This window comes from Cupriavidus sp. WGlv3 (assembly GCF_023952475.1).
GTDB lineage: Bacteria > Pseudomonadota > Gammaproteobacteria > Burkholderiales > Burkholderiaceae > Cupriavidus > Cupriavidus phytorum.
Window position 1 is genome coordinate 126055 of record NZ_JALHRX010000001.1, and the last position, 18609, is coordinate 144663.

The 18609-nt window shown below is 68.7% G+C and carries 14 protein-coding genes and 1 tRNA gene; 3 read left to right on the forward strand and 12 right to left on the reverse strand.

Annotated features, from left to right (window positions below; genetic code table 11):
* Positions 1 to 9: 9 nt before the first annotated feature.
* Both MKD38_RS00610 and MKD38_RS00615 read right to left on the reverse strand, forming a co-directional pair.
* Positions 10 to 1638 carry an ABC transporter substrate-binding protein gene (locus MKD38_RS00610; RefSeq protein ID WP_252674218.1) on the reverse strand — a complete coding sequence of 543 codons (1629 nt, stop codon included), beginning with the start codon at positions 1636 to 1638 and terminating at the stop codon, positions 10 to 12.
* A gap of 184 nt (positions 1639 to 1822) precedes the next feature.
* A complete protein-coding gene (locus MKD38_RS00615; protein WP_252674219.1) occupies positions 1823 to 2581 on the reverse strand; it encodes an IclR family transcriptional regulator in 759 nt (252 codons plus the stop codon).
* A 249-nt stretch (positions 2582 to 2830) separates the two neighbouring features.
* Here MKD38_RS00615 and MKD38_RS00620 point away from each other — a divergent pair, with 249 nt between their 5' ends.
* Together MKD38_RS00620 and MKD38_RS00625 are read left to right on the forward strand one after the other, a co-directional pair.
* Positions 2831 to 3997: a thiolase family protein gene (locus MKD38_RS00620; RefSeq protein WP_252674220.1), complete on the forward strand. Its 1167-nt coding sequence runs from the start codon at positions 2831 to 2833 to the stop codon at positions 3995 to 3997.
* A gap of 17 nt (positions 3998 to 4014) precedes the next feature.
* Positions 4015 to 4413 carry a Zn-ribbon domain-containing OB-fold protein gene (locus MKD38_RS00625; RefSeq protein ID WP_252674221.1) on the forward strand — a complete coding sequence of 133 codons (399 nt, stop codon included), beginning with the start codon at positions 4015 to 4017 and terminating at the stop codon, positions 4411 to 4413.
* Between the two features lie 62 nt (positions 4414 to 4475).
* Here MKD38_RS00625 and MKD38_RS00630 read toward each other — a convergent pair whose 3' ends face one another.
* The 10 genes from MKD38_RS00630 to cysS all read right to left on the reverse strand — a co-directional run bounded on the left by MKD38_RS00630 (position 4476) and on the right by cysS (position 17622).
* Positions 4476 to 5351, reverse strand: coding sequence for a pirin family protein (locus MKD38_RS00630; RefSeq protein WP_252674222.1), 876 nt, complete (start codon positions 5349 to 5351; stop codon positions 4476 to 4478).
* A 134-nt stretch (positions 5352 to 5485) separates the two neighbouring features.
* Positions 5486 to 6061, reverse strand: coding sequence for an acyloxyacyl hydrolase (locus MKD38_RS00635; RefSeq protein WP_252674223.1), 576 nt, complete (start codon positions 6059 to 6061; stop codon positions 5486 to 5488).
* Positions 6062 to 6329: 268 nt separating this feature from the next.
* Positions 6330 to 9833 (reverse strand): pyruvate carboxylase, encoded by a 3504-nt coding sequence (locus tag MKD38_RS00640; protein ID WP_305882503.1) that lies wholly within the window; start codon positions 9831 to 9833, stop codon positions 6330 to 6332.
* Positions 9834 to 10050: 217 nt separating this feature from the next.
* On the reverse strand, positions 10051 to 10980 hold the full coding sequence (locus MKD38_RS00645; RefSeq protein WP_252674659.1) for an adenylate/guanylate cyclase domain-containing protein: 930 nt from the start codon (positions 10978 to 10980) through the stop codon (positions 10051 to 10053).
* A 281-nt stretch (positions 10981 to 11261) separates the two neighbouring features.
* A tRNA-Ser gene (locus tag MKD38_RS00650) sits at positions 11262 to 11355 on the reverse strand.
* 129 nt (positions 11356 to 11484) lie between these two features.
* Complete coding sequence (locus tag MKD38_RS00655; protein ID WP_092313717.1) at positions 11485 to 12738, reverse strand: aspartate kinase; 1254 nt, start codon at positions 12736 to 12738, stop codon at positions 11485 to 11487.
* Positions 12739 to 12881: 143 nt separating this feature from the next.
* Positions 12882 to 14336: a tRNA lysidine(34) synthetase TilS gene (gene tilS / locus MKD38_RS00660; RefSeq protein WP_256504645.1), complete on the reverse strand. Its 1455-nt coding sequence runs from the start codon at positions 14334 to 14336 to the stop codon at positions 12882 to 12884.
* The gene (locus MKD38_RS00665) at positions 14302 to 15273 is read right to left on the reverse strand and encodes an acetyl-CoA carboxylase carboxyltransferase subunit alpha (protein WP_062798076.1); all 972 of its coding nucleotides are present in this window, start codon (positions 15271 to 15273) and stop codon (positions 14302 to 14304) included. The genes tilS and MKD38_RS00665 overlap by 35 nt, the downstream gene beginning before the upstream one ends.
* 115 nt (positions 15274 to 15388) lie before the next feature.
* Positions 15389 to 16237 carry a DNA-3-methyladenine glycosylase family protein gene (locus tag MKD38_RS00670; protein WP_252674224.1) on the reverse strand — a complete coding sequence of 283 codons (849 nt, stop codon included), beginning with the start codon at positions 16235 to 16237 and terminating at the stop codon, positions 15389 to 15391.
* Positions 16234 to 17622, reverse strand: coding sequence for a cysteine--tRNA ligase (cysS, locus tag MKD38_RS00675; protein WP_252674225.1), 1389 nt, complete (start codon positions 17620 to 17622; stop codon positions 16234 to 16236). Before cysS ends, MKD38_RS00670 begins: the two co-directional genes overlap by 4 nt.
* Positions 17623 to 17827: 205 nt before the next feature.
* Between cysS and MKD38_RS00680 the strand changes: the two genes are divergently transcribed.
* Positions 17828 to 18544 carry a tetratricopeptide repeat protein gene (locus MKD38_RS00680; protein ID WP_252674226.1) on the forward strand — a complete coding sequence of 239 codons (717 nt, stop codon included), beginning with the start codon at positions 17828 to 17830 and terminating at the stop codon, positions 18542 to 18544.
* The last annotated feature ends 65 nt before the right edge of the window (positions 18545 to 18609 follow it).

Here is an 18609-nt window from a genome sequence, read left to right on the forward strand (position 1 = left end):
TGGGCGCGGTCAGCGTTGCGGCGCAGCCAGCGGCGCCGGGCGGATGTTGCCGGCATAGGTGAAGCCGTCGCTGCGCGGCTGCACCGCAAGCCCGTCGCGATAGGCCCAGGCGGCGCGCAGGTGATGCAGCGGGACGATGCCGGCGTCGGCCGCCAGCCGCTCCGCCGCGCCCTGCTGCGCCAGCTCGCGCGCGGCCGGAGCCATGGTGCGCATGGCCTGCCCGATCAGCTCGTCGACGGCCGCGTTGGCATAGCCGCTGCGGTTGTTGGCGCCCAGCCCGGCGGCCTTGTCCTGCGCATGCGCCACCGCCACCAGCGGCTCCAGCGAATCGCCGCTGACCGCGCCGATGCCGAGCAGGAAGGCGCTGAACTCGGGCTTGCCGCCGGCGCCGCCCGAGGTGGCGCGGGTGATATAGACCGAATACGGCAGCGTGCGCACCTCGGTGCGGATGCCGGCGCGGGTCAGCATCTGGCCGACCGCCTCGCAGGTCTTGGCGTCGTTCAGGTAGCGGTCGTTGGGGCAATGCAGCGTCAGGCGGAAGCCCTGCGGATAGCCGGCCTGCGCCAGCAGCCAGCGCGCCCGCTCCACGTCGGCGCGCGGCGCCGGCACCGTCGGGGCGAAACCGAAGAAGCCCTGCGGCACCATCTGCCCGGCCGGCACGGAATCGCCCTTGGTCACGCGCGCCGCGATCAGGTCGCGGTCGATCGCCAGGCTGAGCGCCTGCCGCACCCGTACGTCGCGCAACGGATTGGCCGCCAGCGGCTGGCCCGCGTGGTCCTGCACATAGGGCGAGACCGCGCGGGCCTGGTCCAGCTGCAGGTAGTTCAGCATGTACGAGGTGGCGGAGACGGTGCGGATGCGGCCATTGGTGCGCGCAAAGGCCTCGGCAATGCTGGCCGACGAGGCGTCGATCACGTCCACCAGCCCCGACAGCAGCGCCGAGGCCCGCGCCGGCTCCTTCGGGATGAACTGGAACACCACCCGCTGCCACGGCTGCGGCCCGCCCCAGTAGCCCGGATTGCGCGACAGCGTCAGCTGCTGGCCGTGCTCCCATGCCACCAGCCGGTACGGGCCGGTGCCGATGGCGGCATTGCCATGGGCGAAATCGGCCTCGCGCACGCCCGCGCCGAGCGAGCGCGGCAGCATCGCCACCATGCCCACGTTCTGCGGCAGCACCGGGTTGGGCGAGCGCGTGCGCACGCGCAGCGTCAGCGGCCCGGTGACCTCCACCGCCACCACCGACTTCAGGTAGGTGCGGAAGGTGCGCGCGCCCGGCAGCTTCAGCGCGCGCTCGATCGAGTAGCGCGCGTCCTCGGCGGTGAACGGCTCGCCATTGCTGAAGCGCACGCCGGCACGCAGCTGGAACTCCCAGGTGCGGTCGTCCAGCTGGTGCCAGGCGGTGGCCAGCAGCGGCACCGGGCGCAGCGCATTGTCCAGGCCGACCAGGGTCTCGTAGACATGGCCCCACAGGTTGCGCCCGGCGGCGTCGAGCACATGGGGATCGGCGGCGCTGATCTCGGCCTTGTAGCCGATGCGCAGGTCGGCGGCCTGGGCGTTGTTCGCGCCGGCAAGCAGCGTCGCGCTGGCCAGGACGGCGGCCGCAAGGCGCGACGCCAGGTTGACGATGGGTCTGGGCATGGTGGGGTGGTTCGCTTCCCGATACATTGTTTCATTCAGTGATACCGCGTATCGAAGGATAAGACATCGAGGCCGTTCCCGATAAGCAGGGTTTACCCCCGAGGCGCCCTTCAGGCAAAAAAAACGGCGCCGAAGCGCCGTTTGGGACGGGAAGTGCGCGGGACGTGGCCGCGCGGTATCGGGCTCAGCCGCCCGTGTAGCCGAGTGCCCGCGACAGGTTGGCGGCCTCCGCCACCACCATCGCCACATGCTGGTCCAGCGCCTGCTGCGTGGTGCGGCTGGCCGGGCTGGCGATGCTCAGCGAGGCCATCGCCGCGCCGCTGTGGTCGCGCAGCGGCGCGGCGGCGGAGACCGCGTCGGCATCGCGCTCGCCCACCGAGATCGCATAGCCGGCGGCACGGATCGCCGCCAGTTCCTCGCGCAGCGCCTGCGGCTCGATGATGGTCTTGGCGGTGAAGCGTTCCAGCTGTTGCGCCAGCACTGCCTCCAGCACCTCGGGTGCGGCGAAGGCCAGCAGCAGCTTGCCGGAGGCCCCCACATGCAGCGGCCGGCGGTTGCCGATTTCGGTATGCACCCGCACCGACTGCGTCGACTCGTGCCGCGCCACGCAGACCGACTCGAGCCCGTCGCGCACGCGCACGATCACGTTCTCGCCGCAGGCTGCGCCGATCGCCGCCAGCCGCGGGCCCACCAGCTTGACCAGGTCGAACTGTTCGCGCGCGGCATTGCCCACCAGCAGCGCGTTGTAGCTGAGCTTGTAGACCGCCGCCGGCGACTCGCGCGCGATCAGGCCGCGGTGCTCGAGCGTGGTCAGCAGCCGGAACGCGCGCGCCTTGGTCAGTCCGGCGCGCCGTGCCAGCTCGGTCACGCCCAGCGATGGGTGCTCGGCCACCAGCATCAGCAGGCCCAGGGCCTCGTCCACCGCTTCAACGATGTAGGTCATCGATCCTTTTCGTCCAGATTCAGGAATATCCAGCGCAGATTGTAGCGGTCGCCGCAATCGTTCGCGCTGCAAGTGCCTTGCGCTCGGCCTCGATGCAAGGCTCCCCGTCCGTACCGAATACACCCTTCTGCACTTCCGAATACAACGCAGCGGGCAAGCTACGCAATACTCTCGGGATCGCCGTGCCAGCATCGCCCCGTCCCGCCCCGCCCCCTCGCTGGCACCACCTGACGCACCGAAGGAGAACAGATGAGCATCAACGGCAAGGCCTACATCGTCGGGGCCTACGAGCACCCGACCCGCAAGGCACCCGACAAGACCGTGGCACAGCTGCACGCCGAGAGCGCCAAGGGCGCGCTGCAGGACGCCGGCCTGACCCTGGCCGACGTCGACGGCTATTTCTGCGCCGGCGACGCGCCCGGGCTGGGCGCGGTCAACATGGTCGACTACCTCGGCCTGAAGGTGCGCCATGTCGATTCCACCGACACCGGCGGTTCGGCCTACCTGGTCCATGTCTCGCATGCCGCGCAGGCGATCGCCGCCGGCAAGTGCAACGTCGCGCTGATCACGCTGGCGGGCCGGCCGCGCTCGGAAGGCTCCACCGGCACGCAGGCGCGCAACTGGGGCGCCAACCTGCCCGACCTGCCGTTCGAAAGCCCGTTCAGCCCGGTCACGGTCAACCTGTACGCGATGGCGGCGATGCGCCATATGCACGAGTACGGCACCACCGCCGAGCAGCTCGCCTGGGTCAAGGTGGCGGCGTCGCACCACGCCCAGCACAACCCGCACGCCATGCTGCGCGACGTGGTCACGGTCGAAGACGTGCTGAACTCGCCGATGATCTCGGATCCGCTGCACAAGCTGGACTGCTGCGTGGTCTCTGACGGCGGCGGCGCGCTGGTGGTGGCGCGTCCGGAGATCGCGGCCACGCTGCGGCGGCCCAAGGTGAAGATCCGCGGTGCCGGCGAATACATCAAGGGCCAGCTCGGCGGCGAAGTCGACCTGACTTGGTCCGGCGCGCGCTTCTCGGGCGCGACGGCGTTTGCCGAAGCGGGCGTGACCCCGGCCGATATCAAGTACGCGTCGATCTACGACAGCTTCACCATCACCGTGCTGATGCAGCTGGAAGACCTGGGCTTCTGCAAGAAAGGCGAAGGCGGCAGGTTCGTCGCCGACGGCAACCTGATCTCGGGCGTCGGCAAGCTGCCGTTCAATACCGATGGCGGCGGCCTGTGCAACAACCACCCGGCCAACCGCGGCGGCATCACCAAGGTCATCGAAGCCGTGCGCCAGCTGCGCGGCGAGGCCCACCCCGCGGTGCAGGTCGCCAATTGCGACCTCGCGCTGGCGCAGGGCACCGGCGGCTACCTGGGCTCGCGCCACGGCAGCGCCACCCTGATCCTTGAACGTGAATAAAGCGCGGGAGCACTGACATGACGACCCCACACATCCCCGCCGCCTACAAGGCGCCCGACGAACAGCCCGACAACCTGCCGTTCTGGCAGGCCGCGCGCGAGGGCAAGCTGCTGGTCAAGGTCTGCGACGACTGCGGCAAGCCGCACTGGTATCCGCGCGTGCTGTGCCCGTTCTGCATGGGCACCACCTCGTGGCAGCAGGCCAGCGGCCGCGGCACCATCTACACCTACAGCGTGACGCGCCGTGCCGGCCCCAACCCGTTCTGCATCGCCTACGTGAAGCTGGAAGAAGGCGTGACCATGATGACCCATATCGTCGACTGCGATCTCGACACGGTGCGGATCGGCCAGAAGGTGCAGGTCAAGTTCTCGCCCAGCGACGGCGGCGCACCGGTGCCGACCTTCACGCTCGCCTGAGGCCGCGCGGCGGTAGCGGGCGTTGCGCCCGCTACCGCCGCGGCCTGCTTGCTACCGGTTGCCTATTGCCGGCCCGCCGCCATGCTGCCGAAGCGGCCGCTGCTGAAGTCGCGGAACGCCTCGGCGATCTCGGCCTCGGTGTTCATCACGAACGGGCCATGGCCGACGATGGGCTCGTCGATCGGCTCGCCGCTGAGCAGCAGCACCACCGCATCGGTGCCGGCCTCGATGCTGACCGCATCGCCGGCGCCATCCAGCACTACCATCTCGGCATCGCGCACGGTGGCCTCGGCGTTGACCGTGACCTTGCCGCGCAGCACCACCAGCGCGGTATGCCAGCCCTCGGGCAGCGCCACGCGCGTGCCGGCCCCCTGGTTCAGGCGCATGTCCCACACATGCATCGGCGTAAAGGTGCGTGCCGGGCCGCGCTTGCCTTCGTATTCGCCGGCAATCACGCGCACCGTGCCGGCGTCGCCGGGCATCGGCACCGCCGGGATATCGCGGTCGACGATGGCCTGGTAGCCCGGCGCGGCCATCTTGTCGCGCGCCGGCAGGTTGACCCACAGCTGCACCATCTCCAGCGCGCCGCCGCTTTGCGTAAACGCGGGCGAGTGGAACTCTTCATGCAGGATGCCGGCGCCCGCCGTCATCCATTGCACGTCGCCCGGACCGATGACCCCGCCCTGCCCGGTCGAGTCGCGGTGCGCGACCTCGCCCTTGTAGACGATGGTCACGGTCTCGAAACCGCGGTGCGGATGCTGGCCGACGCCGCGCGGACGCTGCGTCGGCGTGAAGTCCGCCGGGCCGGCGTAGTCCAAAAGCAGGAACGGACTCAGCTGTTTGCCGTGGCTGGTGTACGAGAACATCGAACGCACCGGGAAACCATCCCCGACCCAGTGCGGACGCGGTGCGCTGTAGACACCCAGAATGCGCTTCATGTCGATCTCCGAGAATGCCGGCCATGCGGGGGCCGGCAATGATCCATGAAGCGATGATAGGTGCCGCGGCCAGTGCGCGGTAGGCGGCGGGATTGCGATGCAGCGTCCTGCCGCTGGAACGACGCCGCCAGCGGTCAGAAGCGGTAGCGCACGTAGCCCATGCTGAAGTCGGTGCCGGGATTCGGGTCCTTGATGCCGGCGTTGGACAGGTGCTGGAAGCGGTAGCCGATGGTCAACCGCTGCGCCTTGCCGAAGGCGACGCCCACGCCGATCATGTCGGAAAACTGGAAGGCCGAGCCCATGCGATGGCCGCCGGCGATTTCGGTGTGGCTCAGCACACGCAGGCCCACCGAGGCCTCGACGAACGGCGTGGCGTACTCACCCGCATAGCTGAGCCGGAAGATCGGCGACACGCCGAACTCCATCAACTGGCTCGATGGCCGCGACGACAGTGCGCGCCAGTTGGCGACATTGACCTCGCCGTCCAGCGCCAGCGCCAGCCGGCTCGACAGCTGCCACTGCACGATCTCGTCCCAGCGCGCCGACACTTCGTATTTCTCCACGCCGTGCCGGTTGTCGCGCCCATAACCCGCCTGCATCGAGAATCCCGCGGCGCCGGCGGAGGACGGCAGCGCCAGCAGGCCAGCCGCAATCGACGCCAGAGCCGCGCGCGGCAGCCTCCCTGGCAATGTGTCTTTCTTCACTGACATCCGTATCTGTCGGGCAGCGCCTGCGAGATCGACGCGCCACCGCTTTGTTTTGATCACGGCTCGACACGATAGCAGCGCTTCGATATTGCAGAAGCCCGTTCCAGGCAAACACAGTGTTCCAAAGCCGGAACAATGTTGCGGGACGCGCCACGAAGGCGAGGCATGGCGACCCGCCCGCAGCGTCATCCAGACAAAAAACCCCGGCAAGACCGAGGTCTTCCGGGGTTCCATGGATGGCCCGCACAGGCGCGGCGGGCCACGCCAGCTGTCAGTCCTTCAGTTCCACCAGCAGGTCCTTCGCCGCCACCCGATCGCCCGCCTTCACATGCACCGCCGCGATCTCGCAGTCCCGGTCCGCGGCGATATGGGTCTCCATCTTCATCGCCTCCAGCGCCAGCAGCGTGGTGCCCGCGGCCACACGCTGGCCGGGCTGCACCGCCACTGTCACGATCGAACCCGGCATCGGCGCGGCGACATGCAGCGGGTTGTCCGGCTCGGCGACCGCCCGACCCTGGCGCGCGGTCGCGGCCTGCGCGGTGTTGCGCTGTTCGACCAGCGTGGTGCGCGACTGCCCGTTCAGCTCGAACTGGACCTTGATCTTGCCTTCGTCGGCATCGGGATGGGTGCCCTGCAACGACACCAGCAAGGTCTTGCCGGGCTCGATGTCGATCGCCACCTCTTCCTGCGGCTGCAGGCCGTACAGGTAGGCCGGCGTGGGCACCACCGAGGTATCGCTGTACTGGCGCACATGCGCGTGGTACTCGGCGGCCTGCTTGGGATACATCAGGTACGAGGCCAGCTGGCGGTCGTCGAGCGGCTGCTCGCACGCCGCCGCGCCGGCGGCGCGGGCCGCGTCGAGGTCGACCGGTGCGATCTGGTCGCCGGGCCGGTACGGCGCCGGCGGCTCGCCGCGCAGCACCTTGCGCGACAGCGCCGCCGGGAAGCCGTCGGGCGGGAAGCCCAGCTCGCCCCGGAACAGCGACACCACCGACTCCGGGAAGGCGATCTCCTTGCCCGGATTGCACACGTCGGCGGCGCTCAGGTCGTTGGCCACCATCATCAGCGCCAGGTCGCCGACCACCTTGGAGGTCGGCGTGACCTTGACGATATCGCCGAACATCTGGTTGACCTCGGCGTAGGCGCGCGAGACCTCGGTCCAGCGGTGTTCGATGCCAAGCGAGCGCGCCTGCTCGCGCAGGTTGGTGTACTGCCCGCCCGGCATCTCGTGGCGATAGACGTCGGCGGTGCCGGCGCGGATCTCGGATTCGAACGGCGCGTAGTAGCGGCGCACCCCCTCCCAGTACATCGACGCCTCGTGCAGGCGTTCCAGGTCCAGGCCCGGGTCGCGCTCGCTGCCGGCCAGCGCCGCGGCGATGCTCGACAGGTTGGGCTGCGAGGTCAGCCCGCTCATCGCGTCGAGCGCGCCGTCGACCGCGTCGCAGCCGGCCTCGATCGCGGCCAGCGCCGACGCGGCCGAGATGCCGCTGGTGTCGTGCGTGTGGAAGTGCACCGGCAGCCCGGTCTCTTCCTTGAGCGCCCTGACCAGCGCCGCGGCCGCCTGCGGCCGGCAGATGCCGGCCATGTCCTTGATGCCCAGCACATGCACGCCGGCTTGCTGCAGCTCGCGCGCGATGCCGACGTAGTACTTCAGGTCGTACCTGGAGCGCTTCGGATCGAACAGGTCGCCGGTATAGCAGATCGCGCCCTCGCACAGCGCGCCGCTTTCCCCCACTGCATCGATCGCCACGCGCATATTGCGCACCCAGTTGAGCGAATCGAACACGCGGAACACATCGACACCGGCGCTCGCCGCCTGGCGCACGAAGAAGCGCACCACGTTGTCGGCATAGTTGGTGTAGCCGACCGCATTGGAGCCGCGCAGCAGCATCTGGAACAGCACGTTGGGCACGCGCTCGCGCAACTGCTCCAGGCGCTGCCACGGGTCTTCCTTGAGGAAGCGCAGCGCCACGTCGAAGGTGGCGCCGCCCCAGCACTCCAGCGAGAACAGCTGCGACAGCTCGCGCGCATAGAACGGCGCGATCGGCAGCATGTCGGCGGTGCGCATGCGCGTGGCGAACAGCGACTGGTGCGCGTCGCGCATGGTGGTGTCGGTCAGCAGCACCTGCTTCTGCTCGAGCATCCAGCGCGAGAATTTCTCCGCGCCCAGCTCGCGCAGGCGGTCGCGCGTGCCGTACGGCAGCGCGGCGCTGGTGTCGATCGCCGGCAGCACCGGCGCGGGCAGCGGCAGCGACGGCAGCGTGCGCCCGCTCAGCTCCGGGTGCCCGTTGACGCTGACCTCGCCCAGGTAGCGCAGCAGCTTGGTGGCGCGGTCCTGGCGCCTGGCAAAGGCCAGCAGCTCGGGGGTCTTGTCGATAAAGCGCGTGGTGACGTCGCCCGAGCGGAACGCGGGATGGTTGATGACGTTCTCGAGGAACTGCAGGTTGGAGGCGACGCCGCGGATGCGGAACTCGCGCAGCGCGCGGTCCATGCGCCGCATCGATTCCGGCGCGGTCGGCGCCCAGGTGGTGACCTTGACCAGCAGCGAATCGTAGTACGGCGTGATCACCGCGCCGCCGTAGGCGGTGCCCGCATCGAGCCGCACGCCGAAGCCGGCGGCGCTGCGATACGCGGTCAGGCGGCCGTAGTCGGGCAGGAAACCGTTTTCGGGGTCCTCGGTGGTGATCCGGCACTGCAGCGCATGGCCGTTGAGGGCGATGTCCTGCTGCACCGGCACGCCCGCGGCGCGCACCACGATCCTGCCGTCGGCATCGCGCGTGTTCTCGGTCATGCCGATATGGCCGCCCTCGGTGATGCGGATCTGCGCCTTGACGATATCGATGCCGGTCACCATCTCGGTGACCGTGTGCTCGACCTGGATGCGTGGATTGACTTCGATGAAGTAGAACTGGCCGGAGTCGGCATCCATCAAAAACTCGACCGTGCCGGCGTGGGTATAGCCGACCGCGCGCATCAGCCGCAGCGCCGACTCGCACAGCGCGCTGCGCCCGGCATCGTCCAGGTACGGCGCCGGCGCGCGCTCGACCACCTTCTGGTTGCGCCGCTGCACGGTGCAGTCGCGCTCGTACAGGTGCACCAGGTTGCCGTGCGTGTCGCCCAGCACCTGCACTTCGACGTGGCGCGCATTGCGCACCAGTTTCTCGACGTAGACCTCGTCGTTGCCGAATGCCGCCAGCGCCTCGCGCCGCGCCGCGGCCAGCGCGCCCTCCAGGTCCTGCTCGCTCTCGAGCACGCGCATGCCGCGCCCGCCGCCGCCCCAGCTCGCCTTCAACATCAGCGGATAGCCGATGCCGGCGGCGAGGCGCTTGCACGCCTCCAGGTCATGCGGCAATGGATCGGTAGCCGGCATCACGGGCACGCCCGCGGCGATCGCCGCGTTGCGCGCCGCGACCTTGTTGCCGAGCTTGCGCATCACCTCCGGCAACGGGCCGATCCAGCGGATGCCGGCATCGATCACGGCCTGCGCGAACTCCGGGTTCTCCGACAGGAAGCCATAGCCCGGATGGATCGCGTCGACCCCGGCCTGCCGCGCAATGCGCAGGATGTCGTCGATATCGAGATAAGCCGCCAGCGGCTTCTTGCCCTCGCCGACCAGGTAGCTCTCGTCGGCCTTGAAGCGATGCAGTGCGAGGCGGTCTTCCTTCGAATAGATCGCCACCGTGCGGACGTTCATCTCGGCGGCCGCGCGCATCACGCGGATCGCGATCTCGGAGCGGTTGGCAATCAGCAGGGATTGGATCGGGCGGTAGTCCATGGCGGCAAGAAAATGGCCCTCCGGGCGCGCTGGCCACGGAAAGTCGGGTGATGGGGAATGGCGGATCACAGGCGCGAACCAGCATGCGCCTGCATCCTGGTGGGCGCAAGAAACGAGCCACCGACGCTCTTGTTGATTTACAAAAGGATTTTCAGTGCCGCCACGCCCGCTTGGAATTCAAAACTGAAATTCCCCCGCCGTTTCATGCGAATTCCAGCTATCGCCCCGTACCGGTCTTGTCCACCTGCAGCGCGAATTCGATGCACTCCGCGCTCGGCCCCGTCCACTGGCCAAACCCGATCCAGCCGTGCCCCCTCAGCGTGACCTCGTCGCGGCGCAAAATGAATGGCTCGGCGCCGTCCATGCAGACGTGGGTGCCGTTCGAGCTCCTGTCGATCAGCACATACCTGCCGGCGCGCGGCTCGGCCATGGCCTGGAACCGCGACGCGAGGCGGTCCGACACCACGATGGTCATGCCGGCGTCACGTCCGATGGTAACCGGCGCCGAGACCGCGTTCATCTCGACCACGGTGTCCCGGTAGCGCAAGGTGAGGAAGGCGGCATGCGCCAGCGGCTCCTTGAACCCCGCGATCAGGGTCAGGTCGGTGGCCTGCTGCCAGATCGCCTCGTACAACTCGACCGGCTGCGCCCTGCCGCGCACGTGGATCGGGTACAGGTAGCGCGTCATCTGGCGCAGCGGCGCGGGCAGGTCCGCGACCGCATCCTTGCTGGTGATGATCTGTCCGCGCGCGGCGAGCCCGGCCAGCCGCGCGGCCAGGTTGACGGCGTCGCCGAAGACATCGCCGGACGCATCGGACAGGATCGGGCCATGATGGAAGCCGATGTGGGACGACATGGTGAAGCCAGCCACGGGCGGCAGCTCGGCAACCGCCCGCTGTATGTCCAATGCCGCCTGCAAGGCCTGCTCGGCACAGGGGAACAGCACCATGACCTCATCGCCGATGGTCTTGACCAGCCGGCCTTGCGAGGCCTCGGAACAGGACTTCATCGCACCGATGCAACGGCCGACCGCGGCAAGGGCGGCGGCGTTGCCCGCCCGCTCATAGAGCCGCGTACTGCCGCTGACATCCGCGAACAGTACCGAACCCTCCGACGCCTGGTGCAGCAGTTCCCGGTCCATGTGCATCCCGATCCGTCCCGCCATCGCCGCGCGGCGCTCCGGCCAGCTGCCGGCGCCACGCCCCCGCATGCAGGGAATTCTGGCACCGGCAAAGCCGATGCTCAATATGAATCTGGAGCGCGCTGGGGCGAGGGAGGGAAGGAGATCGGCGCACGCATCATGTGAACGGCGCAAGGCAACGCGAACGGATTGCCGATGATGAGGGATGCGCCCTGCGGGGCGCCCAAAAAACAAAACCCCGGAAGACCGCGATCTTCCGGGGTTCCGCCGCCAAGGACGGTTGTCATTGGCGGAGACGGAGGGATTCGAACCCTCGATCCAGGTTTTGGCCCGGATGCTCCCTTAGCAGGGGAGTGCCTTCGACCTCTCGGCCACGTCTCCCAAACTTGCGTTGTGTGAGGGAGCCACACAACGAAGCGCGTATTCTAGCGATGCCACCGGGGTTGGTCAATGAAAAATCGATGACTCAACACAAATTTTGCGGCCTCGCCAGAAAAGCTTACGAACGGATCACGCCTGTTCCAGTTCGAAGGCCTTGTGCAGCGCGCGCACGGCCAGCTCCATGTACTTCTCGTCGATCAGCACCGAGATCTTGATTTCCGAGGTGGAGATCATCTGGATGTTGATGCCCTCTTCCGACAGCGTGCGGAACATCTTGCTGGCGATGCCGACGTGCGAGCGCATGCCCACGCCCACCACCGACACCTTCGACACCTTGGGGTCGCCCGACACGCTGCCGGCGCCGATGTGCGCCTTCACGCCATCGTTCAGGATCGCCAGCGCGCGCTGGTACTCGCCGCGCGGCACGGTGAAGGTGAAGTCGGTCTTGCCGTCGACGGACTGGTTCTGGATGATCATGTCGACGTCGATGTTGGCGTCGGCGACCGGGCCCAGGATCTGGTAGGCGATGCCGGGCTTGTCGGGCACGCCCAGGACGGTGATCTTGGCTTCGTCGCGGGCAAAGGCGATGCCGGAGATGACAGCGGCTTCCATGGTGGAGTCTTCTTCCTCAAAAGTGATCAGCGTGCCCGAGTGCATTTCCTGCTCGAGCGGCATAAGCGGGTCGGTCAGCGACGACAGCACGCGGGTCTTGACGCGGTACTTGCCGGCGAACTCCACCGAGCGGATCTGCAGCACCTTGGAGCCCAGGCTGGCCATTTCCAGCATTTCCTCGAAGGTGATCTGGTCCAGGCGGCGGGCATCCTCGACCACGCGCGGGTCGGTGGTGTAGACGCCGTCGACGTCGGTGTAGATCAGGCACTCGTCGGCCTCGATCGCGGCGGCAATCGCCACGGCCGAGGTGTCGGAGCCGCCGCGCCCCAGCGTGGTGATGTTGCCGTCGTCGTCGATGCCCTGGAAGCCAGTGATCACCACCACGCGGCCGGCGTCGAGGTCGGCCAGGATGCGCTCGTCGTCGATCGATTCGATGCGGGCCTTGGTGTAGGACGAATCGGTCTTCACCGGAACCTGCCAGCCGGTGTAGCTGACGGCGTCGATGTCCTCGCCGTGCAGGGCGATCGCCAGCAGCGCCACGCTGGCCTGTTCGCCGGTGGAGGCGAGCATGTCCAGTTCACGCGGATTGGGCTGGGGCGAAATTTCCTTGGCGAGTCCCAGCAGGCGATTGGTCTCGCCCGACATGGCCGAAGGCACCACGACTACGCGGTGACCGGCGCGGTGCCACTTGGCCACGCGCTTGGCGACATTCTTGATGCGTTCCGTGGAACCCATCGAAGTGCCGCCGTATTTGTGAACGATGAGAGCCATCTTCTTGTCGACGCCAGCGATTGTGCAAAGCCCTTGAAAATACACGAAGCGGCCCGGTCAGGCAAGGCGCACGGGGACTATCTGGGCCAGACCGATGTGATGCCGGCGGCTGGCGAGCGCCATCGAGGTGCCGTTCGGCAAGGTCAGCGCGGCGGCGTTGCCAGCGTCGGCGCCTGCGGTTGCCACGCCACGCGCCAGCGCGGCGCCGGTGCGGCGTCGGGCCAGCGGCGATGCATGCCCAGTCCGGCGGCGAGCACCAGCGTGTCCCCGGCCCACAGCAACGGCAGCCAGGCCCGGCGCCAGGCCGGGATGCCGGCTTCCTGGCAGGCCTGCTTCAGCGCCCGCGCGGGGCCGCCGGGGCGCAGCACGATGCGCTCGCCGCCGCTGCGCGCGGCCAGGCGCAAAGGCTGCCGCAGCACCGCTTCGGGCACGCCGAAGGTGTCGTCGCGGAAGAAATGGAGTTCGCCGCGCCAGGCGGGCACGACGATGCGCGCCTCGCCGCGCCAGTCCAGCAGCACCGGCGCGGGCGCCTGCGCCGGCGGCGGCACGCAGGCCAGCACGCGCTCGCGGAAGCGGCGCAGCACCAGGCCTTCATGCGCGATGGCCGGCTCGCCGCCCGTGTGCGCAATCAGCTGCTCGCGCATCGCCGCCAGCCGCGCGGTTGAAGGGGCGCGCACGCCGAGGTCGCGCAGCCACAGGCGCAGCACCGCATCGGCCTGCGCCGCCGGCAGCGCGCGCAGGCCGGGCAGGTCGAGTTCGGACAGCGTGTCGGCGTCGCGGCCGGCACGCGCCAGCGTCGCCAGCGCGGTGGCGGCGAGCTGGTCGATCAGCGCGCCGGCCTGGGCAAAATGCGCGGCCGCCTGCACCACGTTGATCGCCAGCGCGGGAAATGCCGCCTGCAGGGCCGGCAGTTGCGCACGCAGGGCGTTGCGCGCATAGCGGCCGTCGGCATTGGACGGGTCGTCCACCCACTGCAGCGCGTTGGCGGCGCAGTAGGCCTCGATGCCGGCGCGCGGAACATCGAGCCACGGGCGCAGCAGCATCACGCCGCTGTGCGGATCCAGCGGGCGCAGCGCCGGCATGCCCGCCATGCCGGCCACGCCGGCGCCGCGGAACAGCCGCAGCAGCACGGTCTCGACCTGGTCGTCCTGGTGATGGGCAAACAGCAGCATGCGCGTGCCGCTGTCGGCGCACATCGCCGCAAGCGCGGCATAGCGCGCGCGGCGCGCGGCGGCTTCGATGCCCTCGCCCGCCGACGGCCGCACCGACACGCGCCGCACGAAATAGCCGACCTGCCACTGCGCGCACAGCGCGGCGCAGAAGCGGTCCCAGTCGTCGGCCTCGGCCTGCAGGCCGTGATGGACATGCAGCGCCACCACGCGCGCGCCATCGCCCGCCTGCGCCACCGCCGCGCGCGCGGCATGCAGCAGCGCGACCGAGTCGCGCCCGCCCGACAGCGCCACCGCGACCGTCGGCGCAGCCGCCGTGGCGTCGCCAGAAACAACAAAGGCCGCACCGGCCTGCAGGGCCTGTGCGACCTTGTCGGTCAGCCGGGCGGACGGGTCAGTCCTGGGCGCCGGTTTCCTTGAACTTGCCATAGGCCAGCAGGCGCTCGTAGCGGCGCGCCTGCAATTCCTTCACGCTCATGCCCTGGAACTGGCGCAGCGACTCGGCCAGCGAGCGCTTGAGCATTGCCGCCATGCCCTTGTAGTCGCGGTGCGCGCCGCCCAGCGGCTCGCTCACGATCTTGTCGATCAGGCCCAGCGCCTTCAGCCGGTGCGCGGTCAGGCCCAGCGCCTCGGCGGCTTCCGGCGCCTTCTCGGCGGTCTTCCACAGGATCGAGGCACAGCCTTCCGGCGAGATCACCGCGTAGGTGGCGAACTGCAGCATCTGCACCACGTCGCCCACGGCAATTGCCAGCGCGCCGCCCGAACCGCCCTCGCCGATGATGGTGGCGATCAGCGGCACCTTCAGGCCGGCCATCACGTATAGGTTGTGGCCGATGGCCTCGGACTGGCCGCGCTCTTCGGCATCGATGCCGGGGAACGCGCCCGGGGTGTCGACGAAGGTGAAGATCGGCAGGCCGAACTTGTCGGCCAGCTCCATCAGGCGCTTGGCCTTGCGGTAGCCCTCGGGCTTGGGCATGCCGAAATTGCGCATGGCGCGCTCTTTCGTGTCGCGGCCCTTCTGGTGCCCGATCACCATGCACGACTGGCCATTGAAGCGGGCCAGGCCGCCGATGATCGACAGGTCGTCGGCGAAGGTGCGGTCGCCGTGCAGTTCGTGGAAATCGGTAAAGATCTCGCGCACGTAGTCCAGCGTATAGGGGCGCTGGGGGTGGCGGGCGATTTGCGCAACCTGCCACGGGGTCAGGTTGGCATAGATATCTTTGGTCAGCTGCTGGCTCTTGCCGGCCAGCCGCGAAATCTCTTCGGAAATATCGACAGCCGAATCGTCCTGCACGAAGCGCAGTTCTTCGATCTTTGCCTCGAGTTCGGCAATGGGCTGCTCAAAATCCAGGAAGGTGGTTTTCATAAAATCACACGTACCTGTCTGTGAAGGGGCGCATTCTACCGGAAATTGGGCGCTATCTTAGCGCCTGCCAGATAGCCCGGACTGCACCCGCCGTTAAATTTTGTTGTTGCGATGCTTAATACGTCACAGGCAATGGGTCGAGGCTGCGCCACATATACCAGGTGGCCACGGTGCGCCACGGCTCCCAGTTGGCCGCCACCTCGCGCGCCTCGCTGCGCGTGACCGGTTCGCCGCTGAAATAGTTGGTCGAGATGGCGTTGATCAGCCCGATGTCGTCAAGCGGCAGCACATTGGGCCGCATCAGGTTGAACATCAGGAACATCTCGGCGGTCCAGCGGCCGATGCCGCGGATCTGCGTCAGCTCGGCGATGACGGCCTCGTCGTCCATCTGCGCCCACTGCGCGACGTGCACGGTGCCGGCCTTGAAGTGCCCGGCCAGGTCGATCAGGTATTCCGCCTTGCGCTTGGACACGCCGCAGCCCGCCAGTTTCTCGGGGCCGGCACGCAGGAACTGCGCCGGCGCTAGCCGGGGGCAGACCGCGTGCAGGCGTTCCCACACCGACTGCGCCGCCTTGACCGAGATCTGCTGGCCCACCACCGCGCGCGCCAGCGTGACGAACGGGTCGCCGCGCGAGACCAGGTGCGCGGGACCGTAGGTCGGGATCATCTTGCGCAGGATGCGGTCGCGCTTCATCAGGTCCGCGCAAGCCTCGTCCCAGTAGGCGGGTCGCACCGTGTCGGCCACGGTCTCGACCGGCAGCGGCACCGCCTGCGCCTCGGGCAGCACGGACCTGGCGTTGCGCGTGGCCTTGGCCGCGGGCCGCGCGTCCTTGCTGGTGTCCTTGCCGTCGGGCAGCGGCGCTTCCCTGGCGCCGGCCTTGGCCGGGCGCGGGCCGGCCGCCTTCGCCCGGCCCGCGGCGGCGGGGGACGTGGCGGTGGCGGGCTTGCGCGCGGCAGCGTTCAAGCACGCCTCCACTCGGTGGCACCACCCGGTTTGTCTTCCAGCACGATGCCCGCTTCCAGCAACTGGGCGCGGATGCGGTCCGCCTCGGCGAAATTGCGCTCGGCCTTGGCCGCCTTGCGCGCCGCGATCAGCTTCTCGATCTCGTCCGGCGCCGGGCCGTCGTCGGACTTGCCGCCCTGCAGGAAGGTATGTGGATCACGCTCGAGCAGGCCCAGCGTGCCCGCCAGCCCCTTGAGCTGGCGCGCGGCCGCGGTCGAGCCGGTGCGGTTGATCTCGCTGGCCAGGTCGAACAGCACCGACATCGCGATCGGCGTGTTGAAGTCGTCGCCCATGGCCTCGGCAAAGCGCTTCGCGTGCGGCTCGTCCCAGTCCACCGCGCAGCCGCCCGGCTGGCTGTCCTTGAGCGCCGTGTACAGGCGCGTCAGCGCGTGGCGCGCATCGTCCAGGTGCGCGTCGCTGTAGTTCAGCGGACTGCGATAGTGCGCGCGCAGGATGAAGAAGCGCACGACCTCGGCGTCGTACGCCTTCAGCACCTCGCGGATGGTGAAAAAATTGCCAAGCGACTTGGACATTTTCTCGTCGTTGATGCGCACGAAGCCGTTGTGCATCCACAGGTTGACGAAGGGCTTGCCGCTGGCGCCTTCGGACTGCGCGATCTCGTTCTCGTGGTGCGGGAACTGCAGGTCGGCCCCGCCGCCATGGATGTCGAAATGCTCGCCCAGCAGCGCGCAGCTCATCGCAGAGCATTCAATGTGCCAGCCCGGGCGGCCGGCGCCCCATTTCGAGTCCCACTTGCTCTCGGGCGGCTCGCTGGCCTTGGCGGACTTCCACAGCACGAAGTCGAGCGGGTCCTGCTTGGCATCGTTGGCGCTGACGCGCTCGCCGGCGCGCAGGTCTTCCAGCGACTTGCCGGACAGCTTGCCGTAGCCGTCGAACTTGCGCACCGAGTAATTCACGTCGCCGTCGCTGGCATGGTAGGCCAGGCCCCTGGCCTCGAGCTTGCCGATCATGTCGAGCATCTGCGGCACGTAGTCGGTGGCGCGCGGCTCGTAGTCGGGACGGATCACGCCGAGCGCGGCGGCATCCTCGTGCATGTACTGGATGAAGCGCGTGGTCAGCTCGCCGATGGTCTCGCCATTTTCGACCGCGCGGCGGATGATCTTGTCGTCGATATCGGTGATGTTCTGCACATACGTCACCTCGTAGCCGGCGGCGCGCAGCCACCGGTGCACCATGTCGAACACCACCATCACGCGCGCGTGGCCAACGTGACAATAGTCGTACACGGTCATGCCGCACACATACATGCGGACCTTGCCGGGTTCGATTGGCACGAATGGCTGCTTCTCACGCGCGAGCGTGTTGTAGATGTTGAGGGGCTGCATGAAACGAAGTGAGTGGTGAGAGGAGTCTGCCGGTTCCACACGGCAGGCAGCGCGAACGCCGCTGCTGGCGCAATGCCGTCGCGCCCCATATCTTACCGGAAGGCGGTGCGCGAGTCGGACCCGCGGCCTGGCCGCCACGGCATCGCCTTCGTGCCGCACTTGCCGCTTTGCTAGAATGCCGCGGAGTATAACGGACCCGTCCTCAATGAGCCTGCCGCTGCCCTCCCCGTTTTCTGCCGTCTCCGCTACGCGCACGCGCCGGCGCGGACCCTGCACCGTTCTGCCGCTGCTGGCCCTGGCCGCGGCGCTGGCAGGGCCAGCATCCGCGCAGAATGGCCCGTTGTCGCTGGCGGTGCCGACCTCGCCGGTCGGCGGCATCCAGTCGACCGACCCTGGCATGGGCGAGGCCCAGCAAGCCGCCAACGCGCGCCGCTACGAGGACGCCATCAAGGGCTTCGACCGCGTGCTCGCCACCAACCCGCGCAATGCCCAGGCCCGCTTCCAGCGGGCCTGGGCGCTGGCCCAGGCGGGCCGCGAGGACGAAGCGATCCAGGCCTTCAGCGAGATGGCGCAGGACTTTCCCGAACTGCCCGAGCCGCACAACAACCTGGCGCTGATCTATGCCAAGCGCGGCGACCTGAAGCGCGCCGAAGCCGAATTGCTGCTGGCCACCGAGGTCAAGCCCGCCTTCGCGGTCGGCTACACCAACCTGGGCGACGTCTACCGCCGCCTGGCCGAGCAGGCCTACACCGAAGCGCTTCGCCGCAATCCCGGCGATGCCCGCGCCAGTGCCGGCCTGCGCCAGCTGGCCCCGGCTTCCGCCGTGGCAGCGCCACCGAAGCCGGCCGCACCCGCGGCCACCGGCCGCAAGTCGGCGCCGGGCGGGCGCCAGTCGCCGGCCAGCGCCCCCGCGGCCAACTGACAGCATTCATCCGCAGGCCCGGCGCGGCATGCCCGGGCCGTGTCCATCCCGACTTACCGGAGTTC